This window comes from Nostoc sp. DedVER02 (assembly GCF_034530675.2).
Classification (GTDB): Bacteria; Cyanobacteriota; Cyanobacteriia; order Cyanobacteriales; family Nostocaceae; genus Nostoc.
Genome location: NZ_JAVRCP020000018.1, coordinates 46,992 through 72,897 on the forward strand (window position 1 = coordinate 46,992; position 25,906 = coordinate 72,897).

Consider the following 25,906-nt stretch of genomic DNA (forward strand, 5'->3'; position numbering starts at 1 on the left):
AAAATGCAAAAACGCAAACTTGGAAACAGCAATTTAGAAGTTTCAGCGATCGGGCTGGGCTGCATGGGAATGAGCTTTTCTTATGGGCCGCCCAAAAACATACAGGAGATGAGCGATCTTCTAGGAGCCGCAGTCGATCGCGGCATTACATTCTTTGACACTGCTGAGGTCTACGGCCCGTTCACCAATGAAGAGCTTGTGGGGGAAGCCCTCGCTCCCTTCCGCAAGCAAGTGGTCATTGCCACTAAATTCGGGTTCGACCTGAGTCCTAATTCTGATCCCCGTGGGATGAAGGGTTCGCCAGCACTGAATAGCCGACCGGAGCATATCAAGGAAGTTGTGGAGCGATCGCTCAAGCGACTCAAGGTTGAGACAATCGACCTGCTCTATCAGCACCGGGTTGATCCGAACGTGCCGATTGAAGACGTGGCAGGAGCGGTGAAGGAACTGATTCAAGAAGGGAAGGTGAAGCACTTTGGACTCTCTGAAGCAGGCGTGCAAACGATCCGTCGCGCCCATGCCGTTCAGCCGGTTACTGCTCTCCAGAGCGAATACTCCCTGTGGTGGAGAAAGCCTGAAGCGGAAGTGATACCGACCCTTGAGGAACTGGGAATTGGCTTTGTCCCCTACAGCCCTCTGGGTAAGGGCTTTCTCACTGGCAAGATGGACGAAAGCACGACATTCGACAGTTCCGACTTCCGCAGCACCCTGCCTCGCTTCACGCCGGAGGCTCTGAAGGTGAATCAAGCTTTGATCGATCTGCTTGGCAGCATTGCAGAACAGAAACAGGTGACCCCTGCTCAAATTGCGATCGCTTGGCTGCTAGCCCAGAAGCCTTGGATTGTGCCAATTCCGGGTACCACGAAGTTGCATCGCTTGGACGAAAACATCGGGGCTGTTTCAGTGGAACTCACGCCCAACGATTTGCATGACATTGATGATGCGGCCTCCAAGATCGCGGTGCAAGGAGCTAGGTATCCCGAAAACCTGGAGCTTTTGACCGGTCGTTGAGCATCGATTGCAGTCTCTGGGACTGGCATAACCGTCCCTTATACCATTTCACTTTAAGGTTGATACAAATAGGGAGCAGGGGATCAGGGGGGAAAGAATTAGAGATAAATTATTTGTATCAGGTATAGCAACAGTCAAGGTGATTAGGACATCAACAGATGATGAAACTTAGACACAAAAAGACTTTTCACCCAGTCCCCAGTCCCCAGTCCCTTGCTATATCTTGGACAAATACCGATATTTAAAGATGCGATCGCACTTATACTAAACAACAGCATAAGAGCGATCGCTTTGCATTTGAGTGCGTAGGCATATCCCATTGTAGATATTGCACTCAGATGCAGCACTATTGTTCAACTCACCGTAATCACTGTTCCCGCACTCTCATTCGCCAATCTATCCACTGCACACACAGCATAAGTTCCGGCTTGTGGGACAGTAGCGAAAGTTGTGCCAGCAGACAAAATTCGCGCAATTGTCCAAGTATCGCCAGTTTGCCGATAAAGTGTCCAAGAACGAACTGGCTGATTGTCTCCAGGCTGCCAACTCAGTTTGCGGTTATTAACTTGTAATCCAATGGGCGGAGGGGGTGGTGTTGTATCCTGCCAAGGCAAGGTTGGCGGTAGCGCAGGTTTGTTATAAAGCAGACTTTGGAATTTGTCCGCAATGCCCTGACTATTTTGCGTCAAAACACCTAGATTAAAGAAGATATTCCCCAGTGATAACCGTCCAGCTTGGCTACGACTAATTTTTACCTGCTTTTCAATTTCATCACTCTCTCGGCTCTTGTTGCTTGGTTCTGTCAAATTGTTACCAGCGTAAACGTGTCTTTGCTTTGTGTTTACCTGTGTCCACCACTGTAGCAACGCCGAATAACTTTGTTGTGGTTGATCTGTGCGCCAGTAAAGTTGAGGCGCAATATAATCAATCCAACCTTCTTCTAACCATTTTTTCGAGTCAGCATACAGCACGTTATAAGCATCCAACCCAGTAATACCAGTGGGTTGTCCGGGGCGATAAATCCCAAAGGGACTGATACCAAATTTTACGTCCGGTTTGGTTGTTTTAATTCCCTGCCAGAGGCGCTGTACCATTCTGTTAACATTGTCCCGTCGCCAGTCGCCAAGGCTGAGTGTACCACCGCCTGCTTTATATGCAGAGTATGTTTTCTCATCCGGGAAAGGTTGTCCCTCGATGGGATATGGATAAAAATAATCATCTAAGTGAATGCCATCAACATCGTAGCGCTTCACTACATCAAGAATTACGTTGTAAGCTCTGTCTTGAACTATTTTCAATCCTGGGTCCATCCAACGTTGAGTTTTCCACAAATAAACGCTTTCTGGATTCGTCGCTGCGATGTGAGGACGGACTGTTTTAGCTGGGTCGGTGGAAGTGCTGGCACGGTAAGGGTTGAACCAAGCATGAAGTTCAATATTGCGCTTATGGCATTCTGCGATCGCAAACGCTAAAGGATCGTAAAATGGTTCTGGTGCTTTCCCCTGAGTTCCTGTAATCCAAGCACTCCAAGGCTCTAATTGCGATTCATATAAAGCGTCTCCTTCTGGTCGCACCTGAAAGATTAGGGCATTAAAATTTAACGCTTGTAATTTAGTAATAATTTCGGTCAGTTCTGCTTTCTGTTGAGCAACAGGAAGTCCCGGTTTGGAAGGCCAATCACCATTCCACACAGATACTACCCATGCTCCCCGGAATTCCCGACTATGACTTACCCTAACACTACCGACAGGTGTGGGTGTTGGTGTTGGTATTGGTATTGGCGTTGGCGTTGGCGTTGGTATTGGCGCAGGAGTTGGTGTTAGTGTTGGCGGCGGCACTAAGTAAGTAGAGGCAATTTTTTCTGCTTTGCCTAAATACACCAAAGCTTGATAAATAATTACTGCTACATCTCCACGGGTAGCTGCAAGATTGGGATTAAGTAATTTGATATTTGGGTGACTAACCACCAATCCAGCGCTAGTGGCAATAGCTACCTGATTTCTACCATACCCAGGAATCTGAATAGAATCTTGATAAATTTGTGGAAGTGCTGAGAGAATGTCAGGTTTAATCTTGGTGGCAATTTCTAAGCCCGCTACCAAGGAAATTAAAACTTCTGCCCTAGTAATTCGTTCGGCAGGGCGGAAAGTTTTATCAGGAAACCCGCTAATAAATGCTTTTTCGTAAGCTGTTTGAATGGCTGCTGCTGCCCAATAACTCGTGGGTACATCAACAAAGGGGACGTATTGCCGCTTCTTAGTAACTGTGCCAAATGCGTTGGCTACAATAGCAGCAAATTCAGCGCGAGTGAGTGAGTTATCGGGGCGATATGTGCCATTAGGCGACCCACTGACAATACCACGTTGGGCTAAGGCTGTAATAAATAAGCGTGCCCAATGGTTTTGAATATCCGAGAAGGAAGTAGCAATAGATACCATTGTTGATTGCAGCTAGCTGGCCCTGATTTTGATTTCCTTAGTTAATTTAGCAATTTTCTTGGCGTAGGCATAGCCAGGAGCAGGCATCGCTGCTGCAATGTATTGTAAACTTTGTTTGGGAATTGGGAATTGGGAATTGGGAATCTCCAGAAATTAAATATGCGTTACCCAGAAGTTTTGTAAAGATGTAGCAGTGCTAAGTCTCTACATTCTTTTTCGTAGATGTCTATTGGGCATTGATAATAATTGCTCTTTCTTATTTCCTATTCCCCATTCCCCATTCCCTATTTCCCATTCCCCATTTACTAAGTAGGATTTGCAGCTTGCTCAGAAGGATTTGAGGTAGAACGCGCGTTTAACGATAGCATCACGCGGGAAATGCCGCTAAAAATAACGCTGACACCAACTAGTGTGCCCAGAAGCCAGGGTGCATTGAAGGGCCACTGAAACCAAATCATTGCACCTAAGACTAGGGTAATAATGCCATTACCTAGTACCCACGTCCAGTTTTCTTGCGGACGTAACTTGAATGCCAGAATTAACTCGAATGTACCTTCAGCTAGCAAAAAGCTGCCAAGTAACAGAGTCAGTGTGAGAATACCTGTAAAAGGATAAACAAACAGCATTATGCCGGTTGCAATATAGAGTCCGCTTAATAGAAGTTTCCAAATAAAACCTCCTTGGTGGCGGCTTTGGGTGGCATAAACTAGTTTTGTAAATCCGGCAAAAATCAAAATCACCGCAATCCAAGTTTCGGCGAATAGGGTGGTGAAATTAGGCGCTGCGATCGCAATTACCCCTAAAATACTTAGGAGAATACCACTTATGAGCGATCCATTAACATTCTGCTTAATATTTTTAGAAACATCGGCTGTCATACAAATTTTTTCCTATTCTTAGACTAACTCTACATCTAGATTAGGGAATTTCTAAGTAATAGAGTATGAACCCTAAGATAGACTCATCAGTATTAACTTAATTGCGATCGTGGCTAAGAATTCACGACTATTGAAACACCAAACCAATCATTTTACGATAACTGTATTGTGTCTACGTTCCCCTCACAATAGCTCTGCAAGATTGCTTAGGCGTTCATAAACAGAGATGAGACGATCTCCTTCAAGTTCAACAGAAGTACTTGGATAATTCTGAATCGCTCCAAGCAAGGTAACTTCACCATTTTGTTGAATAGATTCGCTTAAAGCGCTTCGTAGCGCCTGCTGATTTAGTTCCCCTGCGGGAGGGTGAACTACTTCACCAATTTGGTTAACCAAAATTGGCCCTGCCCAGCTAGATAGTAAACTATTTAAAAAGGCAGCATCGGCTTTTATTGGGGCTTTCAGTGCTTTCCGAGCTACTGCGGGATCTTGTCGGGCTGCTTCCAAATAACCTCTTAGTATCGGGTTAGTCTTACCAGTTTCTGTAAACTCAGTTAATTCTTGAACAGATACTTGCCCCTGAAACGTACCATACTTTAAAACAACTTGCTCGGCAGCATTAGCATTAGTACTTGAAAAAAGAACAATAGCACCTACACTTAAAGCTACTGTTTGAGTAAGTAACTTAGTAAATTTACTATTGTTCAATCGATTGAAAATTTGAGAAATCTGCATTTTGTCGAACTTCCTGATAATGTGGAGCGTATATAGGCACAAAATGCCCAAGTTATATTATTTTACAAAATTTTTGTTACAAATAGATAGTTAGGAGCGTATTACTGTATGCTCCTAAATTTTCGCAATTTGCAAATGATGTTACCAAGCTTGTCCATTAGGCGAAGCTAATGAGGTAGTATTGACTTATCTTCGTCTAAAGTTGGTGCAGGTATGCCCAAATGCTTCCTTGCAGATTCTTCAGCTAGCTTTCGGTCTTGTTCGTTCTCGAACTGACTCTCATCTAATAAATGAGGGTTTTTTGCTGCTTCATCTCTACTTGGTTTATAGCCATTTTTCCACCTGTACTTCCAGTCCATAATTACGAAGGCAGATATACTGCAATTTAATTTCCTAGTTCTTCATAGTAGGCGCTTAATGGAACATGAGAACTCCTGCTAGAGGTTGAGGAGACTCATTCTGAGGGTATAAATTTTACATTACCTTAAAGTAAGAATACTCTATAACCTGAATTTTAAGGCAATTAGGAGTTGCGATCGCAAATGTAACAAGTATTTTCATCATCTGCGATCGCTGCTGGGTGTCATATAAAATTTTACAATCACCAAAAAGTTTTAACTTATCTGAGCATCGATATTGTACCCTTCCCTACGAGACACGACAGGCGAACGGGAGCTTTTTGTGTGCATCTAGTAATTTTGACTGGTTAAGTATATTTGCTGATTACTTTTTCAAAAAGCCTATTTACTTCCTCAAAATACTTAAATGCTTTCTCAAAATACCATTTCACTTACTCATTTTGGTATTTCCCGCAAGCAAAATGACATTTGACCTGAGATTTTAATTTACCCATTTCCTTACCATTGATTCCAGATGTCTATAAATTCATCACCCTAAAGTTATAGAAAACGATGAATTTAGTACAAAGTTTATAAAATATTTTAACTAATATCTCTATAGACATAAGCAAAAAAGATGATTTTAGGATAACTCCATCTGTAGACTCAAGCAATTTAGGCAAAAAAGGTTAATACTGAAAAATAACTTTACTACCATTAAGTCTGGTTGTAATAAAGACTTACACTACAAGAAAAACAGAGAAAAAATTACTGAAAAACAATGGCAACTTCTACAGATACAGACCGCAATCAACAAATTCAAAAGCTGCATGAGCTAATCAAAAATATTGATTATGGTATGTTTACCACAGTCGATGATGATGGCAGTTTGCATAGTTACCCCATGTCAAAAAGTAATGAGATTGACTCTGAAGGAACGCTCTGGTTCTTTACTTACGCTGGGTCTTATAAGGTAACTGAGATTGAACACCACGATCGAGTTAACGTTAGTTTTTCCTCACCCGAACAGCAGCGATACATTTCTATATCAGGAACATCAGAACTCGTAAAAGACCGCAACAAGATGCGAGAACTGTGGAAGGCGGAACTTCAAACCTGGTTTCCTAAAGGATTGGACGAACCCGATATTGCTTTGCTTAAGGTGAATATTAACCAGGTTAATTACTGGGATAGTGCATCGAGTTTTAAGCCACAAACAATTAGTTTTTGACAAAAACAGGACTTTAAATCATTTCTAATTTGTAATTAATAATTAGGAATGATTTAAAGTCGTAGTTTTTGGATGAAATCGGCAAGAAATAAGTATTATTTTAATTATTATATATTGCGAAAAATTCATGATAGGTAAAAATAATGATAAATCTACTCAAAATCATCTGCCTTGAGAGATAAAGCGGCAAAATTTTTAAAAGGAATAGACTTTATAGTTTAGGATTGCATTTAACAGTCTTATTGATGCTGCAAAAAAAAATCTTTGTTAAGAAGGAAGTTTGGTGTTATGAATTACCTTGTTGCAGTTTTACCAGATCGAGTTCAAGTAGAAGCCGTTTACTCTGCTCTAGAAAAAGAAGGTTTGCCAGCTTCACAAGTTAATATTTTGGGCGATGGTTATTTAAGTGCTGATGAATTTGGAATGATTGATCCTGACAAGCAAGCCCGCAAACAATCAACTCGGCTCTTTTTGTGGCTTGTACCTTTTGGATTTGTTGCAGGTTATGCGTTCAACTATCTTACAGAAATTGAAATATTTCCTCAGTTTGCTCGATTTGGCAATGAATTTCTTGCTGGTATATTAGGAGCTATAGCCGGTGCTTTGGGCGCTGGTTTAATCGATCGAGGAACCGGCATAACAGTTGACAGTGGTGATGCTTTACCTTATCGTAACCGTTTGAATGCTGGTAAATATTTAATTGTAGTTACTGGAAATGAGGATTTAATACGCGAAGCTACGCGCATAATCCGTGAATTTGAACCAGAGAATATTCAAGGCTATACAGATTATTCACAAAAAAGCAAATTTGTAAGGAATTAAGTATCTACATCGGGTTCAACGCCGAGCGATCGCAATTGTGCAATCAACCGTTCAGCCCTTTGTCTTTCTTGTTCAGCCCTTTGTCTTTCTTGTTCAGCCCTTTGTCTTTCTTGTTCAGCGCGTTGGCTTTCTTGTTCTGTAGAAGTTAATACCCAGTTGAGAGTCCCATCGTACCAGCGCAACCAGGGCTGTTCTACATTTTGATAGTGTCCCCGCCACACACCTAAACCTAATTCTAGTTCTGGTATCCAGAAGCGTGAATCCAGCAATGCTATCTCAGCATAACGACCTCCATGTAATTTAAATGCCCTGAACTCATATTTATAGCGATCAAATACTACATAATAAGGAACACGTAGAATCTGCTCGTATACTTCCCATTTTCCTGGTGGTTGCTTGATATCCCGCAATGTCTGTCCTAAATCTTCCTTTTCAGTACCTGGAGACAGCAACTCAACCACAATAAAAGGATGAACTCCCTCTTGCCAAACGACATAACTTAACCGTAAATCTCGTTGTTCGTAGAGACGGGAAACACCTAAAACAGCAAACCAATCTGGTCGCTTATGCCACAGTGGATGGCGCGGATCGTAATAAAGATTCAGACCGCTAGCAACAAATATCTCGTCACTAGGATAATTCTGTGGACGAAAGGTTTCGTCTAACAGACGAGGTTGTAATAAATGAAACTGATCGGGCAAACCAGGCTCCTCTGGATCTTCACTGGGAAGATCGTACATGGTCGGCAATACATCTTTTGGCGATCGCGGCGGGTCGGTTTGATACATCATAAAGTAGTGGTGATGATGAAACTCTCAGTTCTATTATGATTTAATTGTTTTTGAGTAACTCAACATCTTGCAGAACGGGGCAGCATAAATTTCTCGCCTTCTGCTGCAAATTTACTACGAACCATCAGCAGAGTTTCATCAAATGCATAGGGTCATGATTCCACATCTTTAACATCGAGAAGTTCTGGACTAAAGTAAATTACTAAATTTGCACAGTGCGTAAGTCCTAAATTGGATGAGGGTGTTGCGCCTCCAACGTTCACTCTAATATCTCTTAAGCCTGAGTCTCTTCAAATAAGACTAAGCCATACTTTTTGCCAGTAGGCAAAAAGCCAATTCCTCGATAAACTGCTTGGGCTGCTTGGTTATTATGACCTGTAAATAGGATGGCACGTTTTACTCCTTGCGATCGCGCATCTAACAACGATCCTGCTACCACATTTTTGGCATAGCCTTTCCCCCGCAGCGCTGGCGGTGTCCATACTCCACCAATTTGTACAATATCAGGTAGACTGGCATTGAAAGCAGAGTAAGAAACTAGAGTATCTTCTGCTACTAAAACCCAATGCATATTCATATCTTGACGTGCTTCAATTATGCGATCGCAAGCAAGTCTTAAACTTGGAGTATCGGTTTTTCCTAAAGCTTCCACGTTATAAGCAACGCACCATTCGCTAAGTAATTCCAACTCACCTGGATGCGGCAAACGACACTGTAACTTCGCCGATGCTAAAGCTTCAGGTATTTGTAAGTCTTGTAGTGCGAGAGAAAATAATATCTCAGGTTCATCAAGCTGAGTTGGTCGGTTGCTAATTCCCAAAATGCTTTTTGTCGCTTCAACTTGTGCTGCTGGCCCACTAATTCCAGAAATAGCACGTCCAGATTTTGCCACAACTGCTTGCACCACCTCTGGCAAATATACAGGCGCTTGGACTATTATCATCCCATTCCAAAAATGGGCTGCAACTGCCACTATACTTTCATCTAAGTAGGCTGCTACATAAGTTCCTTGAAATCTTGCACCTTCATCAAGCAGTCCCGCAGCCCGCCAATTAGAGCGCAAAAACATAGAAGTATCAGTATGTTGCAAGAGAAATTCTTCCAGCGATACTTCATCTCCAGGTTGCAGAGTTATCAAAATAGGCACAAAAACCTCTTTCCTAATAATTGAAAGGGACACAGTTAGGCTATGTCCCTAGTAGTCTGCCAAGCCAAAAATGCGCTTGTGAGGGCTGGGGAAAGGGAAAGGGAAAAGGGTAAGGGATTTAAACCCTTTCCCCCCGCCCCTTATCCCCAGAGGGGGCCCCACCTTCCCCTTTACCCTTTACCCCGCCAAGGGAACTTGGCGTACTACTAGAAGCTACTTCAAGATGCTAGGACTGGCGATAGCAGGCAAACTCCATTGAAAAAGTAGCCATACCAGAAGTGAGCGATCGCAATTCTGTAGAATACCCAAACATCCGCGCCAGCGCTACTTCTGCCCGAATCACCGTGTATCCCTGCATTGTCTCGGAACCCAACAACAAGCCCCGACGGGAGGATAAGTCACCCTGAACTCTTCCCATAAACTCGTTGGGTGTTTCCACCTCAACAAGCATAATAGGTTCAAGGATGTAGGGTTTGGCTTTAGCGATCGCACCCTCAATTGCTTGATGAGATGCTGACCGAAAAGCCAATTCTGAAGAGTCAATTGGGTGATAAGAACCACCATCTAAAACGACTTTCACCCCAGTTACCGGATAGCCTTCTAGCTTTCCTGATTCCATCGCCTCACGGAAACCCTTTTCGCACGCAGGGATATATTCTTTGGGAATCGCACCCCCAACCACCCGATTTTCAAAGACAAACGGCTGATCTGTGGGTTCAATCCACCCAGTAATATGAGCGTACTGACCGGGGCCGCCTGACTGCTTCTTGAATCGGTAGTCAAAAGTAGCTTGTTGTCCAATGGTTTCTCGATACGCCACGGCGGGATTACCAACGTAAACCTCGGCATTATATTCTCGTTGAATGCGTTCGAGGTAGATTTCTAGGTGGAGTTCGCCCATCCCAGAAATCAGAGTTGCGCCTGATTCAGGATCGATGCTCAAGCGGAAAGTAGGATCTTCCCTTTGAAAGCGATTGAGTGCCTTGGAAAGGCGATCGCTATCTTCCTGTTTCTTAGGCGTAATCGCCAGCGTAATCACTGGTTCTGGCACAAACATCTTCTCTAAAGATACCAGTGGTTCTCCAGAACAGAATGTATCACCAGAAGCACAATCCACACCCAACAGAGCCACAATATCCCCTGCTACTGCAACTTTTACCTCTTCTCGCTTATTGGCGTGCATTCTCACCAAGCGACCGATTTGCACGCGTTGTTCAGTCCGCGAGTTGTAGACGATATCGCCTGGTTTCAGCGTTCCAGAGTAAATCCGGGTATAGGTCAACTGCCCAAAGGACTCAACGGTAAGTTTAAATGCCAATGCCACTAAGGAAGCATCGGGGTTAGGGTAGACACTCACCGACTCTGCGGTTTTGACCACTTCTCTATCTATCGGAGATGGTAGATAAAACGTAACTGCATCCAATAAGTTTTGCACTCCTTTATTTTTGAATGCCGAACCCAGCAGTACAGGCGTGAATTCTAGACTCAAGGTTGCCTGTCGGATGGTTTGCCAAATTAATGCTTTGGGAATCTCCTCACCCGCCAGTAGCATCTCCGTCATCGGTTCTGAGAACAGCGACAAAGTATCTAGCAACTTCTCTCGTGCCTGTTGCGCCTCATCCCTAAGAGCTTCAGGAATCGACTTTTTGACGTGGTTTTCTCCGTTTTCACCCTCAAAGTAGTCAGCAGTCATTTCTACCAGGTCAATCACTCCCTGGAATTGGTCTTCACTGCCGATAGGATACTGGAGTAATACTGCATTGAGTTGCAAGCGATCGCGTATTCCCTGTACTACACGGAATGGATCTGCCCCCATCCGATCCATTTTGTTGATGAACGCCAAACGCGGCACACGGTAGCGCTTCATTTGCCGATCCACCGTAATGGACTGGGATTGTACACCCGCCACAGCGCACAGTACCATGACCGCCCCATCTAATACCCGCAGGGCGCGTTCAACTTCAATTGTGAAATCTACGTGTCCAGGTGTATCAATCAGGTTAATTTGGGTATCGTACCATTCGCAGGTAGTAGCAGCAGAGGTAATGGTAATGCCATGTAGTTTTTCCTCCGGCATAAAATCCATCGTTGCACCCTTACCGCCTCCCCGCACTTCCTCAATAGCGTGGATTCTGCCCGTGTAGAAGAGAATTCGCTCTGACAGCGTAGTTTTACCAGAGTCGATGTGGGCAGAGATACCAATATTTCGGATGCGTGTTCGGGGAATCATAAAATTTCCTTTTGTTCAAGCGACAAACAACCACCAGTTATGTGGTGATATATTTTGTATTATATATGTAGTATAAATAAAAGACAAGGTTGATAATACAGAAAAACCGTTGATTGTTGCCCTAGCTGACGTTTAAAATAGGTATTCAAGCGGAGGAAATAAAAGCTTGAAATTGATATTGGTAGCTCCCGGCTCTTTGTTGTGTGCAGCCTTTCAACAGAATTTTAATTATTTACCCAATGTAGAAATAGTGAATGACTATTTCGAGTGGTTGCCAGATTTTGATTGTATGGTCAGCCCTGCTAACTCTTTCGGCATGATGGATGATGGAATAGATGCGGCAATTATCCGTTTTTTCGTAAAATCTGAAACCTTGTGCGCTTCGCACATTCCCTTCTAATTTACGCTAACTGCTCCATTTGGAGATATCGCAAGTGGAGCAAGTAGTAATACAGCTGTGTTAAGCATTTCTTCATTCTCTTCCTTTGTGTCCTTTGCGTACTTTGCGGTATGCCTCCGGCACGCTACGCGAACGTTAAAAAATTGACTTTGACAAAGAGTTTTAGCCTTAACCCAAGCGTATTGGAGCAAGTGGCTTACTTTACAACGTATAAAAAAATGACTGGTCAAATTAGCGATCAATTAATTTATAAAAGTCAAATATTCTGTATTGCAGGTGTTGATGGTGTGGGATTATTTGAGCCAACGCAACACGGTTTTTCTCCTCAACTTGGGAGTACAACAGCTTGTTGGCGAGGCTATTATTGCACTTATCAGGTAATAAAAGAGACACTTTGCTTAAAAGAATTAATTATCTCTCTCAGCCTCAAAGAAAAACTTATGATAAAACACGGTAGAGGTAGAGCAAGAGATTTTATAGGTGTCTTCCCTTATCTTAGAGATACACTTTTAGACCATCCTAGTGCTATTTATGACGATCTCAATTATCTCGTGGAATTTACAGGAAGCTTATTAGTAGCCAATAATTTTATTAATAACCTATATGTTCATCTTGGCTTTCAAGCTGCTTATAAATATGAGGAAGTTCATGAACTTATCTTTGAGAGTGGTTATCTAATGCAAAGTATTGACCGCTCCCAAGAAATGGCAGAAATTCGCCAAAAGATTATTCCACCTTTTTATTTATATGACCAATGGCATCTTACATGGAAAGGTAAAAACGGTTCGTAAATAAGATAATCCAAAATCTAAAATTTAATGCCAAATCAACGCTTCTATCACATTGGCTTTGGACAAGATGATTTAGGTTCATCACCTCCCAGCATTGCCCTATTATCTGGCGACCCGGAGCGATCGCGCTTAATTGCCCAAACTTATTTACAAGATGTCCGCGTGTTGTCCGAAAATCGCGGACTCAATAGCTATGTGGGATACTTACCGAATGGTCGCACCATTTTATCAGCTACAAGTGGTATGGGTGCGCCTTCATTAAGTATTGTTGTCAACGAGTTAATCCAAGTAGGAATGCGGCAAATTATTCGCATTGGAACTTGCGGCTCAATTCAACCTTATATACCAGTCGGTAGCGTTGTTATTAGCAGTGCAGCATTGTGTCGCCAAGGTGCAGCTTATGACATTGCACCTGTGGAATATCCAGCCGCAGCCGATCCTTTTCTGACAGTTGCTTTAGTTAAAGCAGCGCGAGAATTAAAAGTTGAACATTACATCGGAATCACAGCATCAGTTGATACTTTTTATGAAGGACAAGAACGCACTGATTCCGCGAATCCAAATTTAATGCGATCGCTGCATGGTATTACAGAAGAATATCGGCGTTTAAACATCTTAAATTATGAGATGGAATGCGGCACATTATTTAAAATGGCAGGTGTGTATAATTTTGCGGCGGCTGCTGTTTGCGGTGTAGTTGCTTCGCGTATTGATAGTGAAAATATCATCTTAGAACAGAGGGATATTGCTGTGGAAAATGCGATCGCAATTGCTGTACATGCAGCAGCAACCTTTGAATAAGGTCAAAAATGTATCTTATCTAACTTCTGAGGATGCCAGATTTAATCTGCTCTAAGTAGTTTTATCATGTCTTTATCTAATCTTTAATTTCCCAATCAGTAATTCTAGGTAAGATATATTGAGTAAAATGCAATTTCATCTTCTGGAGAAACATAAATAAAAAACTTCACTAAATAAATTGAAAGTACAAGTATTGTGTACATAGACTCATCACAAATAATCCAATTTATTTGGAATTTTGTGAAATAAAAGTTTATAATAATTGTGTTTTTTATTAAAAACATGGGCTTGCAATACCAATTATTACAATAAATTTATCTATTAAAAAATATCAGCAAAATTGGAGATCAATATAAGATGAAGAATGCTTGTAGGCGTTGGATTAAAACCGTTAACCTAGCTGCAATGTCTACAACGGGCTACGCCTACGCACTAATTCCGACACTGATATTTTTAGCATCCTCTAATCAGGCAATAGCTAACGATCCAGGAGCATGTTACATGGTAACTTCCTCCGGTAAAACCGTTGGATTAGAAAGGCTTTGTGGCAATATCGCTGCACCTTCAGACGACAAAGTTTTTCGAGTTTCAATCAAACGCCGCTTTGGTGGAACTCCAGTCATTGACGTTACCTTCAATGACAAAAAAACCTTTGAAATGATTGTAGATACGGGTGCTAGTGGAACCATTATTACTCAAAGTATGGCAAATACACTTAAACTCCAGAATACAGGTACAATGCAAGCTCAAATTGCTGATGGTAGCGAAGTAGAATTTCCAACCAGTAAGGTAAAATCTGTAGCAGTAGGTGGAGTTACAGCTAATAATCTTCAAGTAGCGATCGCACCTAAAGCCAGCATCGGCTTACTAGGCCACGATTTCTTCGGTAGCTATGATATTAAGATTCTGGAGAAAGAGGTTGAATTTCATCACCGTTAATCATCACAGGACATTCCGAAATTGGTCTAATATTCGCTGTCGCGCTCGTTCTATAACTACTTCTTCCTCAGCAGATAGCCCATCAAATAACATTTCATATATGAATGGTACACCTAACTCTAACTCCGATAAAAGTGTGCGCTGGCTAAATACATCTTGTGGTTTACCTTCTACAATCAGTCGTCCTTTATCCATAACAAAAACCCAATCTGCCCACCGATAGACTAAATCTAAATCATGGGTTGCCATCAATAAAGTAGTTCCATCTTGATGAATTTTTTTCATCGTTGCTATCAAGTTCCGAGTATGTTTGATATCTAAATAAGCTGTTGGCTCATCCAGCACCAAAAGTTCTGGTCGCAGTACCATCACATCTGCTATAGAAACTCGCTTCTTTTGTCCTAAACTTAGATGATGTACTGGTCTTTCTGCTAAATTAGTCAGCCCAAATTCAATTAATGCTTGTTCTACTCGGTCTTTAATTTCGGCTTCTGGTAAACCCAAATTACACAACCCGTAAGAGATATCTTCTTCAACAATAGAAGCTACTAATTGTTGTTCTGGATCTTGAAATACTAGCCCAACCTTCTGCCGTAAGCTACTCAGATAATTTCGGTTATAAATTAACGGTTCACCGCGCCAACGGACAATACCAGAATTAGGTTTATATAGACCATTAGCTAATAAAAATAGTGTAGTTTTACCACAACCATTTTGTCCAATTAATGCACATCTTTTGCCAGATGGAATCTTTAGTGTTAGACCATTTAAAGCTGATTGTTGTGCTACTGGATAGGTATAATATACCTGCTCAAATTCGAGTAAATATTCCTGCATTCCGCCAAAAGTCCAATGCTATTAATACTACACAGCCGAAAATAGCTTCGATGATATATCGCCCTTGAGGATGATAACGGCGGGGATGCCAAACTCGAAATTCACTCACAAAACCCCGTGATTCCAGTCCGAGAGAGAACTGACTATACCGTTGTAAGGTTCGTTGTAATAGTTGTCCGATTAGTAGCGCTAAACTTTTCATCCCATTAGCAAGAGTGCGGTAGCCACCACGAGAATTTTGTGCTGTCAACAATTCACTAGCTGTATTTAGGAGGATGAAAATAAACCGATACATTAGTAATAACAAATCGCTTAAAAGCACAGGAAATCGTAAGTAACGTAGAGTTTGTAATATCTCCGTGAAAGGGACAGTTAACATGAGAAAATATAAACAAGAAACAGAAGCTAATGCTCTGGTTAAAATTCCCCATGCTTGGATACTGCCACTATGACTGATATAAATATAGAAGTGTCCGAGAGTTAATCCATACCACGAGTCTAATTGCACCTTGGGCAAATCCGTAATTGCTACTCCATTCACCATCAAGGCTGGTAAACTTGTCAAACAAAAAACTATGGTGAACATTAACAAGCGAAAATAAACACCAGCCGGAATTCTTGCATAAATAACTGTCCAAACGCCCAGCCAAAGCGCTATCAAAATTTGCACTAAGGGATGAGTAAAAAGGGAAATTGCAAGAGTAGTAAATGCAAAAATTATTTTATGTTCTGGTGGTAATCTTCGCAGTCGATTAGTGTAAGCTAAAGTGTCTAGTTGCAGGCTCATTCTTCACGTTTTTGTTGAGAACGTCCTTTGTACAAACCAATTGCATAACCAACTACTCCCGCACCTAAAGCTGCTTGGGAAGCAAATAATAAGCTTGCTACTTCACCACTAGGAGGTTCAAACAATGATTTAAACCAGGGTTGATATCCAGGTTGTATTTCAGTAATTGCTTTTTTAGCTTTGTCATCAGAACCAGCAAATTGCCCACCACGCACAAATATTAATGGTGCAACTGCTAAAGCTAAGACAGCTACTACCAACAGCCAGTTACTCAACCCTTTTTTAGATTGACTCATTACCATTTCCTCGCTTGATTAATTGCAACAGTTCCAATTCTTGAGGATTATAAGATTGCAGCCAGTTCCACACCAACACAGTTAGTAATCCTTCACTAATTGCTAAGGGAACTTGAGTTATAGCAAAAATTCCGGCGAACTTGATAAATGACGCAAGAAATCCACCAACGGGGGCAGGAAAAGCTAGGGCGAGTTGAATAGAAGTGATAATGTAGGTGAGTAAATCTGCGATCGCAGCTGCTAGAAATATAGCGATTTTTTGTTTACCACCCAACTTTATTGTTAGATTATATATCCAGTAGGCTGCAAACGGCCCTGCGATCGCCATCGAAAAAGCATTTGCACCTAGCGTAGTTAAGCCGCCATGCGCCAGTAACAAAGCTTGAAATAACAACACCAAGCTACCTAAAACCGTCATGGTGAGAGGGCCAAACAGCACAGCACCTAACCCTGTTCCTGTAGGATGAGAACAGCTACCTGTGACGGAAGGGATTTTCAACGCTGACAACACGAAAGTGAAAGCACCAGCCAAACCCAGTAGTAGTTTTAGTTCCGGGTTCGCTTGAGTAATGCGTGTCAGACTACGCAATCCTAATAAAAAAAATGGTAATGCCACAACCCACCAAAAAACTGCCCACTGGACTGGTAAAAAACCTTCCATAATGTGCATAGCATAAGCGGGTTTGGGGAAACCAACTACCAAGTAAAAACTGATAACTCCCATCAGGGTTAGACTAACTAACGCCTGTTTTTTTCTTTTCATAACCTGTACCTCGCAGATTTATGTAAACGACTTGGTTCCCATCGGCGGGCATCCTGACTCACCTAATTTTGGCTCACAGTTGCGGGACAGCGCCGGATTTACACCGGACTTTCCCCCTTGCGTCCGATGGCTGCTCCCCATCAGAACCGATTGGAGTAACTATATCACTATTGCTCAAGTATCAGTATCGCAAACAAAATAAACTATCAATCTAAATTGTATTTAACCAATAAACCTGAATTTCTCACTTGTGAGAAATCCAAGGAGTGTGGGGGGTAAGACTTCTTCCCCATCCTCCCACACCCTTGTGAGAAATCCGGGATAAAGGGGTCAAGTCCCCATCACCAGAGGGCATGATGGTTTTGTGTTGGTTTTGAAATCCCCATTACAAAACATAATTACGAATTACGAATTACGAATTACGAATTATTTAATATGCCCCCCCACTGGATTGAAGTTTTTAGAGAATACATGGTCTACTAGACAACTAGACTCTTAAATCAATCTGGCTGCAAAGGACACTTCTTAAATATGGAAACAATACCATTTATGGGTGCTTCGTCCTTCGGCTGGCTGTACTGGGTAATACAGCCGCATTTAGCTATGCACATTCCAGATGGCTTCTTAAATTTACCCGTTATTCTTGTCACCTGGATAATTGCTCTTGCCTTAATTACACTATCAATTAAGCGATCGCAGGCAGAATACGAAGAACGAGCCGTACCTTTAATGGGAGTTTGTGCAGCATTTATCTTCGCAGCGCAAATGATCAATTTCCCGATTCCAGGAGGCACTTCTGGACACCTTTTAGGCGGAACACTAGCCGGAGCTTTATTAGGGCCCTGGGCTGGATCGCTAGTTATGGTTGCAGTATTCATCGTGCAAGCTGTTTTATTTCAAGATGGTGGATTAACAGTTTTAGGGGCGAACATCTTTAATATGGGATTAATCGGTACCTTTGCTGGTTATTATCTCTATCGCACAATCAGATTTGCTATTGGGCGCGATACCTTGCGAGGTCTGACAATTGGTGCAGCGATCGCTGCTTGGACAAGCGTAGTAATAGCTTCACTTCTGTGTGCCTCAGAACTAGCTGTATCTGGGACGGTTCCTCTGACAGTAGGTTTGACAGCGATGGCCTCTTGGCATGTCGTAATTGGTATTGGGGAGGCGCTGATTACCGTGGTAGCACTCAGCTTTATTTGGCGGACTCGACCTGACTTATTTTATGATCCACCCCGTCAGATAAAATCACCTATGTCTCGTCCAGTCTCTCGTTATTAAAAGGTGTGATTAAATCAGGATTTAATACTTATGAGTAGCAACCTCTCGCGATCGCGCAACCGGGCTTTTGTTATCGCTGGCTTAGGTATTGCCCTGTTGATTGCAATTTTCCTTTCGCCACTAGCAAGTAAAAACCCAGATGGGCTAGATAGAGTTTCAGAAGACCTGAAGTTTAACAGCAAAGAACTTCAAGATAAACCCGCTCATAAATTACCCTTTTATGGGATTTTTGATGAGTATGCCCTTAGAGGTGTACCTGAAGCGATCGCTACTCCATTAGCTGGATTAATCGGAACATTAGCAACTTTCGGTTTAGCTTGGGGTATTGGCAAACTAGTTGTTCGCGGCTCTAGTTCACCTTCTACACAGTATGACGCTGATTCCGACTTAGATGCGCCAGATTAACAATTTGTAATTAGTATCAAATATACAAGTAGGAACTAAATATCATGCTGCTGCACGTTGGAGCATTTGTGTTAGATGTCGATAGCAAAGAGGCTACTCTCTGGCACAAACTCGCTCCCCGTACCCGAATACTTTGTACCTTGTTGTTTGTATTTGCCAATGTTCTAACACCAGATGGGCATTGGTGGACTTGGGCTATTTATGGATTAGCTTTACTCAGCCTAATATTGCTAAGTAAAGTCACCCTATCAGTACTAGTGAAACGGTTGGCAGTCGAGTTAACGTTTATTAGTGTCGTTCTCTTGGGGACTTTATTTCGGGGTGGTGGCGAGGTGTTATGGTCTTGGGGATCGTTGCAGATTACGACAGTGGGGCTAACTGTTTTAGGTAGTGTCACCCTCAAGGCTCTGTTATCGCTGCTAATACTAAACTTACTGACTTTAACAACTTCGGTAACAGCGCTACTTCATGCCCTGCTGGAATTGAGAACTCCACCACTATTAGTTGCAATTCTGGCATCTATGTATCGCTATATCAGCGTCTTGATTGGGGAGTTTAACGCTATGCGTCGGGCGGCAGAGTCTCGAAATCTGATGAACAGGAATCGCTCGATTCGGTTAATTGTGGGCAACATGATTGGAGCGCTGTTTATCCGCACTTATGATCGCGGAAATCTCGTTTATCAGGCGATGCTCTCACGAGGCTATCAAGGAGTACCACCAATGATGGAAAAAGTCTCGCCAGGGGGACGATCTGATGTTGTAGCTTTAAGCCTGACTGTAATTTTGGCACTGTTGGGTCAGGCTATTTACTGGCGGAATTGAAAAAGAATTCAGAAGTCAGAATTCAGAATTCAGGAGCAGAACCGGAGACGTTTCCGTTGCTTTGGTCAGAATCAATTCATTTGGGGATTCAGACCCGCCAGATCATTGTTGCACCACCAAATTTTCAACTTTGTGGGGGTCTTAAACCCACTTATTCATCCACCACTCGTACAGAATTCATGTCTATTTTCTGAATTCTGACTCCTGACTCCTGAATTCTGTTTGATAACTTTTTTTCACATTATCCCAATGCACCATAATCCAATATCAATTCAAAATCTTAGCTATACCTATCCTGATGGGACTCAAGCTTTAGATAAAATAAATTTGTCTATCAAGGCAACGGAGCGAGTGGCATTAATCGGAGCCAATGGTTCTGGGAAATCCACGCTGTTGTTACATCTAAATGGAATTATCATGCCGCAAGCGGGAGAACTGACCATTGGAGAGTGGTCGCTAAACTCGGAAAATTTGCAAAATATTCGGAATTTTGTGGGTTTGGTGTTTCAGAACCCAGATAATCAGTTATTCATGCCAACAGTTTGGGAAGATGTTGCTTTTGGGCCGTTGAATCTGGGTGTGAAAGGTGAAGAATTGAACCAGCGAATTCTGCAAGCTATGGCAGCAGTTGATATTGATCCCCAATGGTATGGGCAACGCTATACCAATAATTTATCTGGAGGTGAAAAGAAACGGATTGCGATCGCTGGAGTCTTAGCCATGAACCCACAGGTATTAGTATTGGATGAACCCTCTGCTCAGTTAGATCCCCGTTCTCGTCGGCAATTGATTGAATTGTTACAAACCTTACCTCTGACACAACTGATTGCAACCCATGATTTAGATTTAGCTTTGGATTTATGCGATCGCACAGTTGTTCTCAGCCAAGGTCAAATCGTATATGATGGCCCAACTGAACAGGTAATGAGTAATCCAGAGTTTTTAGATGGGCACGCTTTAGAGTCACCACTCTGCTATAGCCGCCCTTACTGTCAGTTAGAACATGCACCTGTTAAAGCATCTCGATACCGTGAATTTGCTTAATTTACCGAAGAGGGGAAAAGGGGAAGGGGAAAGGGGGAAAGGGCGCAGAATTTAGAACTTTTCCCCACAAGGTATAGAGCAAGTGTTTTTAAATATGGAGAACAAAAAAAGAAGATTTTTGAGACACGCAGAAGGTTAAAAATCAGCGTCCATACTTGAAACAAGAGCTTTGAAGTCACTGGTTCCCTTTCCCCTTTCCCCTTTCCCCTTTCCCCTTCTTCCATATTTCGTCTACATGGAGATTTCTATTGATGTCCCTTGCTTGTGCCGATCAACCCATTGATAAAAATCTCAAGGAGATTGTAAAGGAAATTGAAGCGAAAAGTTCTAGCTTATCAGTTTTAGCAGCGCGTCAATTTCGTTATAGCTTGCGCCAAACTCCTGTAGAAGTCAATATCAAGGAACCACGACAATTTAACATACTCGAAGAATTTATTATCCGTGCTGCTATTGAATTTCAACCCCCACCAACGGAGGATGAATTAGCCTCTATACTTGCACTAGATTCTGTATTTATTAAAACTACTACTGCAACTCTTCGTTCATTACAAACTCTATCAGCAACATCGCCAATTACAGTTACTCCTGAAGGTCGCTCATTTTATGAAAAAGGGTCTGTGCCACAGCCTCCATATCCTGTACAACTTAATGCTATTTCAGATCCTTTAAGCAACAGTATTATCTTTCAATTTGAATCCTTAAATGATACAATCGTCAACCTGCCTGATTTGGCAGATTTTATAAATCTTGATTGTAGAATTACTGATATTTCTTCATTACCTCTTGAGCAAATCCAAAAAATTATTCAAGACTCAGATTTAGCACTTCATTTGCCAGAAGAGGGAAAGATTGTCACTTCCTATAAAGTAGTAGCTTCGACTCAAAAAATTTGGCAAAAGATATCAGTCTTCGTTATTTTTGATGCTATTGAAGATAAGTTTAGCATTCAAATAAAAAGTGGCAAGCAAATTTTAGATTCAGCGTCAAATTTCTTAGAAGTGTTATATGCTGAAGGCAAAATCTCTTTAGAAACATTATGTCAACTGTCAACTGAAACTATCAAGTTGGAACGTGAAGCGATTCTGAAACAAAACAATCCTGAAATAGAAGCTAGGCTCGAAAATACTCATCAAAAAGCATTAGGAGCTACTAAAAAAATTAGTGAGCCAATATAGGAATCATATTTGATTTCTGAAAAATTTAAGTATTTGTAGGGTGTGTTAGGCGTAAGCCGTAACGCACCATTCTCAAGGCTTTGGTGTCGTACTATCAATACGGTTCGGTTAAAGAGGAAAGGTTTTGAATACATCCTTTACCCTTTACCTGCAAACCCATTCCCCAGACCACAAGGAAAATGAAAAATGCTTATCAGAACCGTATTGGCCGTACTCTCCGCGCTCACACCCTACGTATCTTTTCAAAAATCACAGGACTTACGCAAGAACCCTCTAAAACTCTTATTCCTTTGTGTCCTACCCTTCGGGAAGCCACTTCGTGTCTATGCGTCCTTTGCGGTTCGTTTTATCATGATTTTGCGTAAGTCCTAAATCAAATACTAGTCCTATAGATAATAATCCAGTTGAAGATGAAAGCCTATTATAAATAATTATAATATCTAATCAATTATATCCTCCTAAAGATTTAGAAGTTATTTATTTTTTATAACTAAAATATGCCTTTTGCTAGAAGGATAATCACTTTTTTATAGTTAGTGTTTATTTGTACTCGAAAATAAGTGAATTAGCATGATAAGTTTGATTTCTAGGACGATTGCTGAGATCAGTTCCTTACTTAAAGGACTTCAGGTAAAAGGTTTTGTGGCTGTTGTCCTAGTTGGTTTTCTAGTGCTGACAACGAATGTTACTTCTGGGCAAAATGACAAAGGCTTAAAAGAGAGAGTTCGTGAACAGATAGAGCAAAATGATGCTCAAAGACCCAAAACAACAGGACAGTGGAATAAAGAAGCTCGGGAAACGGAAGGCTCTCTTGGGAAAAGACTTCAGAAGATTGGAGGAGAGTCAGCAGAAGCCTTTAAAGAATTTGGCTCTGGCTATGTAGAGGGCGCTCAGAAAACTGCTGGTGATGTAGGAGATAGCGCAGTACAGACAGGCAGAAATATCTCTAACCAAGTTGGACGCTAAATGCGTTTCAATATTCTATTGCTATTAGCGCACCCATCCCTTCTAGGGGTGGGATTTCTAGGATAATAGATCAAGACCAAAGATAGATGATTTGAAAATAAATTTCCCGTGGGGTAGTACAGATGTGCTGCCCTAGCAATGTATTTGTATTAACTTTAAAGTGAAATAATATAAGTCAGTCCTAAAAATACTAGGTTTTTAGTAGGGTAGAACAGTTAGCTGTGCTACCCTACTGCGTGTTGTATCTAAAAGAAAATTGCTAATTTTGAGAAGCGTAGGCATAGATATCGCCTCCACCTTGTTGGATACAAAATCTAGATGAATATCAGATAATAAATAGTTTTAAGTAATATCTCAGTAATTTGGCAATAAATAAAGTGAACTATTGAGAGTTGTCATTTTTTATCTACAAATAGTCAAAAACACTTGATGTATAAGCATCAACGGCTTTCACTAGAGCGAGAAAAAATGACAATAAATATAGTTATGTTAGTTATGTTTATTTATACCCAATTAGATAATTTTTATTTATTTTTTATGTATTATTTTTTACAATTTGCCGAAATTAAATAACACGTAAGTAACTGTTGAATAACTGTTAGAAAACATGAAACAATGAGGAGATAGCTAAGGCAGTAAAGAAAAAAGCACACAGATAATTAGCGATATGAAGCAATCTAAGAGTACTCGGAAGCGGGGACTTGTCCTGACAATCGCTGGACTGAAGCGTTTACAAGCAGCGATTTTGGTGATGGAGAAGGCTCAAAACAATGGCACTCACTTCACTTTAGAAGATTTAGGCGATCGCATGAATGTTTCGACTAAAACCCTAAACCGATTGTGGTCGTTGAATACAGGCGTGGATCAAAAAACCCTGAAACTGTGCTTTGCCGCCTTTAACCTAGAATTGCACAAGGAAGACTATGCAATTTTGAGTGAGCCGAACAATACTGAAAGTTCTCAAACTAAACCAGTAAACTTAGATATAGATATAGAACGAGTATCACCGTCTTTACCCTTAGATTTATTTGTTACTCAGGAATATAATCACCTTGAAAACCTGTGGTCATACCCAGACGGCCCCGTACCTCTAGATTCACCCTTCTATGTCGAACGTTCTCCCATTGAGGAACTAGCTTATCGAGAAATAATTCAACCAGGCTGTGTGATCCGAATTCGAGCGCCAAGAGAGATGGGTAAAAGTTCTCTTGTGCTGCGCTTATTAGCCTTTGCTCAGATGCAAGGTTATCGCTCGGTAAATCTGAATTGCAAGCAAATCGATGCAAGTTGTCTGACAAGCCTAAATAAGCTTTTGCGTTCTTTTTGCTGGCAAATGGCAACAGAATTAGGCATAGACCCCAAGCTAGATGAAAACTGGGATGAGGAAATAGGTTGTAAGTTGAGTTGCAACTTATACTTGCAATCTTATTTACTCAAGCAGAGTACAAGTCCAGTAGTATTAGTGTTAAATGAGGTTGACCGCTTTTTTGAATATCCTGAAATTGCTCAGGAGTTCTTTGGTTTGTTGCGTTCTTGGTATGAAGAAGCACGACAGGATACCAACTCGCGTAAACTAAGGCTACTGGTTGTTTACTCCACAGAAGTGTATGTCTCTCTGGATATCAACCGTTCCCCATTTAATATTGGACTACCGATTCGTCTACCAGAATTTACTAAGCATCAAGTCGAATATTTGGCCCAACGGCATGGGCTAGACTGGACTTCTGGTAACGAGGTTACGCAACTGATGTCCCTTGTCGGCGGACATCCAGCCCTAATTCGGATTGCTCTGTATTATCTCTGCTGTCAAAAAATTACTTTACAAGAACTGATAGAGGAAGCGATCGCTAACGGTGGTATTTATCGTTATCATTTATGGCGACACTGGGCAATGTTGCAAGAAAATTCCAGTTTGGTAAAAGCGTATCTTGAAGTTGTTACCGCAAAGCAAAGCGTTTCTCTCAATCCTATTGATGCTCATAAGCTCGAAAGCTTGGGGTTGATCGCTTATGAAGGCGATCGCATCCTACCTCGTTGCCAACTCTACGGTGCTTACTTTAAAAAACAACTTAACATTGCTGAATTTGGATATAAGTAGAACGAGGTGAAAAAACTAAACTATATAAAGATAAGTAAATACATAGAATTTTTCTATAAAGGTAACAGGATATGGGCAGCCGTTTAACGGTATTTTTGACTAGAAAGTAAGATAAAACTCTTTTTAACCTGAGAACAGCAGATGTACCCCAGAAGGTAAAAGACAGAGCAGAGGTAATTAGACTGAGGGCACATGGTTGGTATGTAGAGAAGATAGCAGCACACTGTAACTGGACTGCCCAACAGTAAGAGAAGTGTTGCATAGATGGGAACATTTTGGCTTAGAGGGGCTTTGGGAGAAACCAGGGCGGGGAGGAAAATCAAGGTGGGCGGAAGCTGACATAGTTTTCTTAGAAGAATGTTTGGAGCTTGAGCCACGTACATATAACACTGTTCAGTTAGCTCAAAAATTAGAACAAGAACGTTCCGTAAAATTAAGTCCTGACAGGTTTTGACAGGTACTTAAAAAAAGGGGGTCATTTGGAAACGAACTTTAGATTTGCCATAAGAGAAAACAAGATCTGGTAGTACAGCAAATCAAACAAGCAGACCTAGAAATGCTGGAATTGTCTGCTGCATCTGGCGAAATAGATTTAAAGTATTTGGATGAATCAAGATTTTGTGCTTGGAGCCAACCAAGTTACAGTTATTACTTTCGAGGACAGCAAAAACGTTTAGAGCAGAGTAAACGTCGGGGTCGAAGGCTAAGTATTATTGGGTTTCTTCAACCCCTAATTAGTTTTGTGTATGGTTTGGTGATTGGCGGCGTTTCACGCAAATCTTATACAGGACTTACGCAGCTGGCACAGTGCGATCGCTTTAATAGTACACAAGTATTACTTTGACGCAGTTCTGAAAGCTTTGTATTCGGAATAA

Annotated in this window: 29 protein-coding genes and 1 riboswitch; of the genes, 17 read left to right on the top strand and 12 right to left on the bottom strand. The window is 41.6% G+C overall.

Translation table 11 applies throughout. The features are described 5' to 3' along the window. The first annotated feature begins 3 nt into the window (after nucleotides 1-3). Complete coding sequence (locus tag RMZ41_RS18780; RefSeq protein WP_322643388.1) at nucleotides 4-1,011, top strand: aldo/keto reductase; 1,008 nt, start codon at nucleotides 4-6, stop codon at nucleotides 1,009-1,011. A gap of 143 nt (nucleotides 1,012-1,154) precedes the next feature. Here the strand turns inward: RMZ41_RS18780 and RMZ41_RS18785 are convergent, their stop codons facing one another. From RMZ41_RS18785 to RMZ41_RS18805, 5 genes are all read right to left on the bottom strand, one after another. After that, nucleotides 1,155-1,358, bottom strand: coding sequence for a hypothetical protein (locus tag RMZ41_RS18785; protein WP_409875601.1), 204 nt, complete (start codon nucleotides 1,356-1,358; stop codon nucleotides 1,155-1,157). 6 nt (nucleotides 1,359-1,364) lie between these two features. Continuing rightward, nucleotides 1,365-3,449 (bottom strand): glycoside hydrolase family 10 protein, encoded by a 2,085-nt coding sequence (locus tag RMZ41_RS18790; RefSeq protein ID WP_322643386.1) that lies wholly within the window; start codon nucleotides 3,447-3,449, stop codon nucleotides 1,365-1,367. 305 nt (nucleotides 3,450-3,754) lie between these two features. Beyond that, entirely contained in the window at nucleotides 3,755-4,327 is a 573-nt protein-coding gene (locus tag RMZ41_RS18795; protein WP_322643385.1) for an HdeD family acid-resistance protein, read from the bottom strand. Between the two features lie 183 nt (nucleotides 4,328-4,510). After that, nucleotides 4,511-5,062: an alpha/beta hydrolase gene (locus RMZ41_RS18800; protein ID WP_322643384.1), complete on the bottom strand. Its 552-nt coding sequence runs from the start codon at nucleotides 5,060-5,062 to the stop codon at nucleotides 4,511-4,513. 167 nt (nucleotides 5,063-5,229) lie between these two features. Beyond that, the gene (locus RMZ41_RS18805) at nucleotides 5,230-5,421 is read right to left on the bottom strand and encodes a bromodomain-containing protein (RefSeq protein ID WP_322643383.1); all 192 of its coding nucleotides are present in this window, start codon (nucleotides 5,419-5,421) and stop codon (nucleotides 5,230-5,232) included. Nucleotides 5,422-6,181: 760 nt separating this feature from the next. On the opposite strand from RMZ41_RS18805, the gene RMZ41_RS18810 reads away from it, so the two are divergent. Together RMZ41_RS18810 and RMZ41_RS18815 are read left to right on the top strand one after the other, a co-directional pair. Further along, nucleotides 6,182-6,631 (top strand): pyridoxamine 5'-phosphate oxidase family protein, encoded by a 450-nt coding sequence (locus RMZ41_RS18810; RefSeq protein ID WP_322643382.1) that lies wholly within the window; start codon nucleotides 6,182-6,184, stop codon nucleotides 6,629-6,631. Between the two features lie 288 nt (nucleotides 6,632-6,919). After that, entirely contained in the window at nucleotides 6,920-7,453 is a 534-nt protein-coding gene (locus RMZ41_RS18815; protein ID WP_322643381.1) for a hypothetical protein, read from the top strand. Here RMZ41_RS18815 and RMZ41_RS18820 read toward each other — a convergent pair. From RMZ41_RS18820 to fusA, 3 genes are all read right to left on the bottom strand, one after another. Then, a complete protein-coding gene (locus tag RMZ41_RS18820; RefSeq protein WP_322734482.1) occupies nucleotides 7,450-8,241 on the bottom strand; it encodes a Uma2 family endonuclease in 792 nt (263 codons plus the stop codon). The genes RMZ41_RS18815 and RMZ41_RS18820 overlap by 4 nt on opposite strands. A gap of 277 nt (nucleotides 8,242-8,518) precedes the next feature. Next, nucleotides 8,519-9,391, bottom strand: coding sequence for a GNAT family N-acetyltransferase (locus tag RMZ41_RS18825; RefSeq protein ID WP_322643380.1), 873 nt, complete (start codon nucleotides 9,389-9,391; stop codon nucleotides 8,519-8,521). Between the two features lie 226 nt (nucleotides 9,392-9,617). Continuing rightward, complete coding sequence (gene fusA, locus RMZ41_RS18830; RefSeq protein ID WP_322643379.1) at nucleotides 9,618-11,621, bottom strand: elongation factor G; 2,004 nt, start codon at nucleotides 11,619-11,621, stop codon at nucleotides 9,618-9,620. Between the two features lie 166 nt (nucleotides 11,622-11,787). On the opposite strand from fusA, the gene RMZ41_RS18835 reads away from it, so the two are divergent. The 4 genes from RMZ41_RS18835 to RMZ41_RS18850 all read left to right on the top strand — a co-directional run bounded on the left by RMZ41_RS18835 (nucleotide 11,788) and on the right by RMZ41_RS18850 (nucleotide 14,552). Further along, nucleotides 11,788-12,021: a hypothetical protein gene (locus RMZ41_RS18835; protein ID WP_322643378.1), complete on the top strand. Its 234-nt coding sequence runs from the start codon at nucleotides 11,788-11,790 to the stop codon at nucleotides 12,019-12,021. A 149-nt stretch (nucleotides 12,022-12,170) separates the two neighbouring features. Then, nucleotides 12,171-12,812 carry a hypothetical protein gene (locus RMZ41_RS18840; protein ID WP_322643377.1) on the top strand — a complete coding sequence of 214 codons (642 nt, stop codon included), beginning with the start codon at nucleotides 12,171-12,173 and terminating at the stop codon, nucleotides 12,810-12,812. A 27-nt stretch (nucleotides 12,813-12,839) separates the two neighbouring features. After that, nucleotides 12,840-13,613 carry a nucleoside phosphorylase gene (locus tag RMZ41_RS18845; protein WP_322643376.1) on the top strand — a complete coding sequence of 258 codons (774 nt, stop codon included), beginning with the start codon at nucleotides 12,840-12,842 and terminating at the stop codon, nucleotides 13,611-13,613. 357 nt (nucleotides 13,614-13,970) lie between these two features. Continuing rightward, a complete protein-coding gene (locus RMZ41_RS18850) occupies nucleotides 13,971-14,552 on the top strand; it encodes a retropepsin-like aspartic protease (protein ID WP_322643375.1) in 582 nt (193 codons plus the stop codon). 3 nt (nucleotides 14,553-14,555) lie between these two features. Here the strand turns inward: RMZ41_RS18850 and RMZ41_RS18855 are convergent, their stop codons facing one another. From RMZ41_RS18855 to RMZ41_RS18870, 4 genes are read right to left on the bottom strand one after another with little or no spacing between them, the layout of a single operon-like run. Further along, a complete protein-coding gene (locus RMZ41_RS18855; protein ID WP_322643374.1) occupies nucleotides 14,556-15,389 on the bottom strand; it encodes an ABC transporter ATP-binding protein in 834 nt (277 codons plus the stop codon). Next, on the bottom strand, nucleotides 15,364-16,176 hold the full coding sequence (gene cbiQ / locus RMZ41_RS18860) for a cobalt ECF transporter T component CbiQ (RefSeq protein ID WP_322643373.1): 813 nt from the start codon (nucleotides 16,174-16,176) through the stop codon (nucleotides 15,364-15,366). Before cbiQ (RMZ41_RS18860) ends, RMZ41_RS18855 begins: the two co-directional genes overlap by 26 nt. Next, nucleotides 16,173-16,472 (bottom strand): energy-coupling factor ABC transporter substrate-binding protein, encoded by a 300-nt coding sequence (locus RMZ41_RS18865; RefSeq protein WP_322643372.1) that lies wholly within the window; start codon nucleotides 16,470-16,472, stop codon nucleotides 16,173-16,175. Before RMZ41_RS18865 ends, cbiQ (RMZ41_RS18860) begins: the two co-directional genes overlap by 4 nt. Then, nucleotides 16,459-17,235, bottom strand: coding sequence for an energy-coupling factor ABC transporter permease (locus RMZ41_RS18870; RefSeq protein WP_322643371.1), 777 nt, complete (start codon nucleotides 17,233-17,235; stop codon nucleotides 16,459-16,461). The genes RMZ41_RS18865 and RMZ41_RS18870 overlap by 14 nt, the downstream gene beginning before the upstream one ends. 25 nt (nucleotides 17,236-17,260) lie before the next feature. Further along, nucleotides 17,261-17,401: riboswitch (cobalamin riboswitch) on the bottom strand. A 365-nt stretch (nucleotides 17,402-17,766) separates the two neighbouring features. On the opposite strand from RMZ41_RS18870, the gene cbiM reads away from it, so the two are divergent. The 10 genes from cbiM (at nucleotide 17,767) to RMZ41_RS18920 (ending at nucleotide 25,875) form a co-directional block, all read left to right on the top strand. Continuing rightward, complete coding sequence (cbiM, locus tag RMZ41_RS18875) at nucleotides 17,767-18,519, top strand: cobalt transporter CbiM (protein WP_322643370.1); 753 nt, start codon at nucleotides 17,767-17,769, stop codon at nucleotides 18,517-18,519. Between the two features lie 30 nt (nucleotides 18,520-18,549). Beyond that, nucleotides 18,550-18,924, top strand: a complete 375-nt coding sequence (locus tag RMZ41_RS18880) for a PDGLE domain-containing protein (protein ID WP_322643369.1) — start codon at nucleotides 18,550-18,552, stop codon at nucleotides 18,922-18,924. Between the two features lie 44 nt (nucleotides 18,925-18,968). After that, entirely contained in the window at nucleotides 18,969-19,748 is a 780-nt protein-coding gene (gene cbiQ, locus RMZ41_RS18885; protein WP_322643368.1) for a cobalt ECF transporter T component CbiQ, read from the top strand. Between the two features lie 249 nt (nucleotides 19,749-19,997). Then, nucleotides 19,998-20,792, top strand: coding sequence for an energy-coupling factor ABC transporter ATP-binding protein (locus tag RMZ41_RS18890; RefSeq protein ID WP_322643367.1), 795 nt, complete (start codon nucleotides 19,998-20,000; stop codon nucleotides 20,790-20,792). A 251-nt stretch (nucleotides 20,793-21,043) separates the two neighbouring features. Next, nucleotides 21,044-21,967, top strand: coding sequence for a hypothetical protein (locus tag RMZ41_RS18895; protein WP_322643422.1), 924 nt, complete (start codon nucleotides 21,044-21,046; stop codon nucleotides 21,965-21,967). Between the two features lie 570 nt (nucleotides 21,968-22,537). Then, a complete protein-coding gene (locus tag RMZ41_RS18900) occupies nucleotides 22,538-22,933 on the top strand; it encodes a hypothetical protein (RefSeq protein ID WP_322643366.1) in 396 nt (131 codons plus the stop codon). A gap of 667 nt (nucleotides 22,934-23,600) precedes the next feature. Further along, nucleotides 23,601-25,031: an AAA-like domain-containing protein gene (locus RMZ41_RS18905; RefSeq protein ID WP_322643365.1), complete on the top strand. Its 1,431-nt coding sequence runs from the start codon at nucleotides 23,601-23,603 to the stop codon at nucleotides 25,029-25,031. A gap of 128 nt (nucleotides 25,032-25,159) precedes the next feature. Further along, nucleotides 25,160-25,279 carry a helix-turn-helix domain-containing protein gene (locus RMZ41_RS18910; protein WP_409875623.1) on the top strand — a complete coding sequence of 40 codons (120 nt, stop codon included), beginning with the start codon at nucleotides 25,160-25,162 and terminating at the stop codon, nucleotides 25,277-25,279. Nucleotides 25,280-25,284: 5 nt separating this feature from the next. Next, nucleotides 25,285-25,485, top strand: a complete 201-nt coding sequence (locus tag RMZ41_RS18915) for a helix-turn-helix domain-containing protein (RefSeq protein ID WP_409875609.1) — start codon at nucleotides 25,285-25,287, stop codon at nucleotides 25,483-25,485. 102 nt (nucleotides 25,486-25,587) lie between these two features. After that, on the top strand, nucleotides 25,588-25,875 hold the full coding sequence (locus RMZ41_RS18920) for a hypothetical protein (protein ID WP_322643364.1): 288 nt from the start codon (nucleotides 25,588-25,590) through the stop codon (nucleotides 25,873-25,875). Nucleotides 25,876-25,906 lie beyond the last annotated feature (31 nt).

Excerpts from the sequence above, each read along its gene's own strand:
- RMZ41_RS18880 (WP_322643369.1), top strand. The coding sequence starts at position 18,550 with ATGAGTAGCAACCTCTCGCGATCGCGCAACCGGGCTTTTGTTATCGCT.
- RMZ41_RS18780 (WP_322643388.1), top strand. The coding sequence starts at position 4 with ATGCAAAAACGCAAACTTGGAAACAGCAATTTAGAAGTTTCAGCGATC.
- RMZ41_RS18905 (WP_322643365.1), top strand. The coding sequence starts at position 23,601 with ATGAAGCAATCTAAGAGTACTCGGAAGCGGGGACTTGTCCTGACAATC.
- RMZ41_RS18920 (WP_322643364.1), top strand. The coding sequence starts at position 25,588 with ATGCTGGAATTGTCTGCTGCATCTGGCGAAATAGATTTAAAGTATTTG.
- RMZ41_RS18850 (WP_322643375.1), top strand. The coding sequence starts at position 13,971 with ATGAAGAATGCTTGTAGGCGTTGGATTAAAACCGTTAACCTAGCTGCA.
- cbiM (WP_322643370.1), top strand. The coding sequence starts at position 17,767 with ATGGAAACAATACCATTTATGGGTGCTTCGTCCTTCGGCTGGCTGTAC.
- RMZ41_RS18800 (WP_322643384.1), bottom strand. The coding sequence starts at position 5,062 with ATGCAGATTTCTCAAATTTTCAATCGATTGAACAATAGTAAATTTACT.
- RMZ41_RS18855 (WP_322643374.1), bottom strand. The coding sequence starts at position 15,389 with ATGCAGGAATATTTACTCGAATTTGAGCAGGTATATTATACCTATCCA.
- RMZ41_RS18805 (WP_322643383.1), bottom strand. The coding sequence starts at position 5,421 with ATGGACTGGAAGTACAGGTGGAAAAATGGCTATAAACCAAGTAGAGAT.
- RMZ41_RS18865 (WP_322643372.1), bottom strand. The coding sequence starts at position 16,472 with ATGAGTCAATCTAAAAAAGGGTTGAGTAACTGGCTGTTGGTAGTAGCT.
- RMZ41_RS18790 (WP_322643386.1), bottom strand. The coding sequence starts at position 3,449 with ATGGTATCTATTGCTACTTCCTTCTCGGATATTCAAAACCATTGGGCA.
- RMZ41_RS18900 (WP_322643366.1), top strand. The coding sequence starts at position 22,538 with ATGATAAGTTTGATTTCTAGGACGATTGCTGAGATCAGTTCCTTACTT.
- RMZ41_RS18810 (WP_322643382.1), top strand. The coding sequence starts at position 6,182 with ATGGCAACTTCTACAGATACAGACCGCAATCAACAAATTCAAAAGCTG.
- RMZ41_RS18895 (WP_322643422.1), top strand. The coding sequence starts at position 21,044 with ATGTCCCTTGCTTGTGCCGATCAACCCATTGATAAAAATCTCAAGGAG.
- fusA (WP_322643379.1), bottom strand. The coding sequence starts at position 11,621 with ATGATTCCCCGAACACGCATCCGAAATATTGGTATCTCTGCCCACATC.
- RMZ41_RS18890 (WP_322643367.1), top strand. The coding sequence starts at position 19,998 with ATGCACCATAATCCAATATCAATTCAAAATCTTAGCTATACCTATCCT.
- cbiQ (WP_322643368.1), top strand. The coding sequence starts at position 18,969 with ATGCTGCTGCACGTTGGAGCATTTGTGTTAGATGTCGATAGCAAAGAG.
- RMZ41_RS18870 (WP_322643371.1), bottom strand. The coding sequence starts at position 17,235 with ATGAAAAGAAAAAAACAGGCGTTAGTTAGTCTAACCCTGATGGGAGTT.
- RMZ41_RS18820 (WP_322734482.1), bottom strand. The coding sequence starts at position 8,241 with ATGTATCAAACCGACCCGCCGCGATCGCCAAAAGATGTATTGCCGACC.
- cbiQ (WP_322643373.1), bottom strand. The coding sequence starts at position 16,176 with ATGAGCCTGCAACTAGACACTTTAGCTTACACTAATCGACTGCGAAGA.
- RMZ41_RS18845 (WP_322643376.1), top strand. The coding sequence starts at position 12,840 with ATGCCAAATCAACGCTTCTATCACATTGGCTTTGGACAAGATGATTTA.
- RMZ41_RS18815 (WP_322643381.1), top strand. The coding sequence starts at position 6,920 with ATGAATTACCTTGTTGCAGTTTTACCAGATCGAGTTCAAGTAGAAGCC.
- RMZ41_RS18795 (WP_322643385.1), bottom strand. The coding sequence starts at position 4,327 with ATGACAGCCGATGTTTCTAAAAATATTAAGCAGAATGTTAATGGATCG.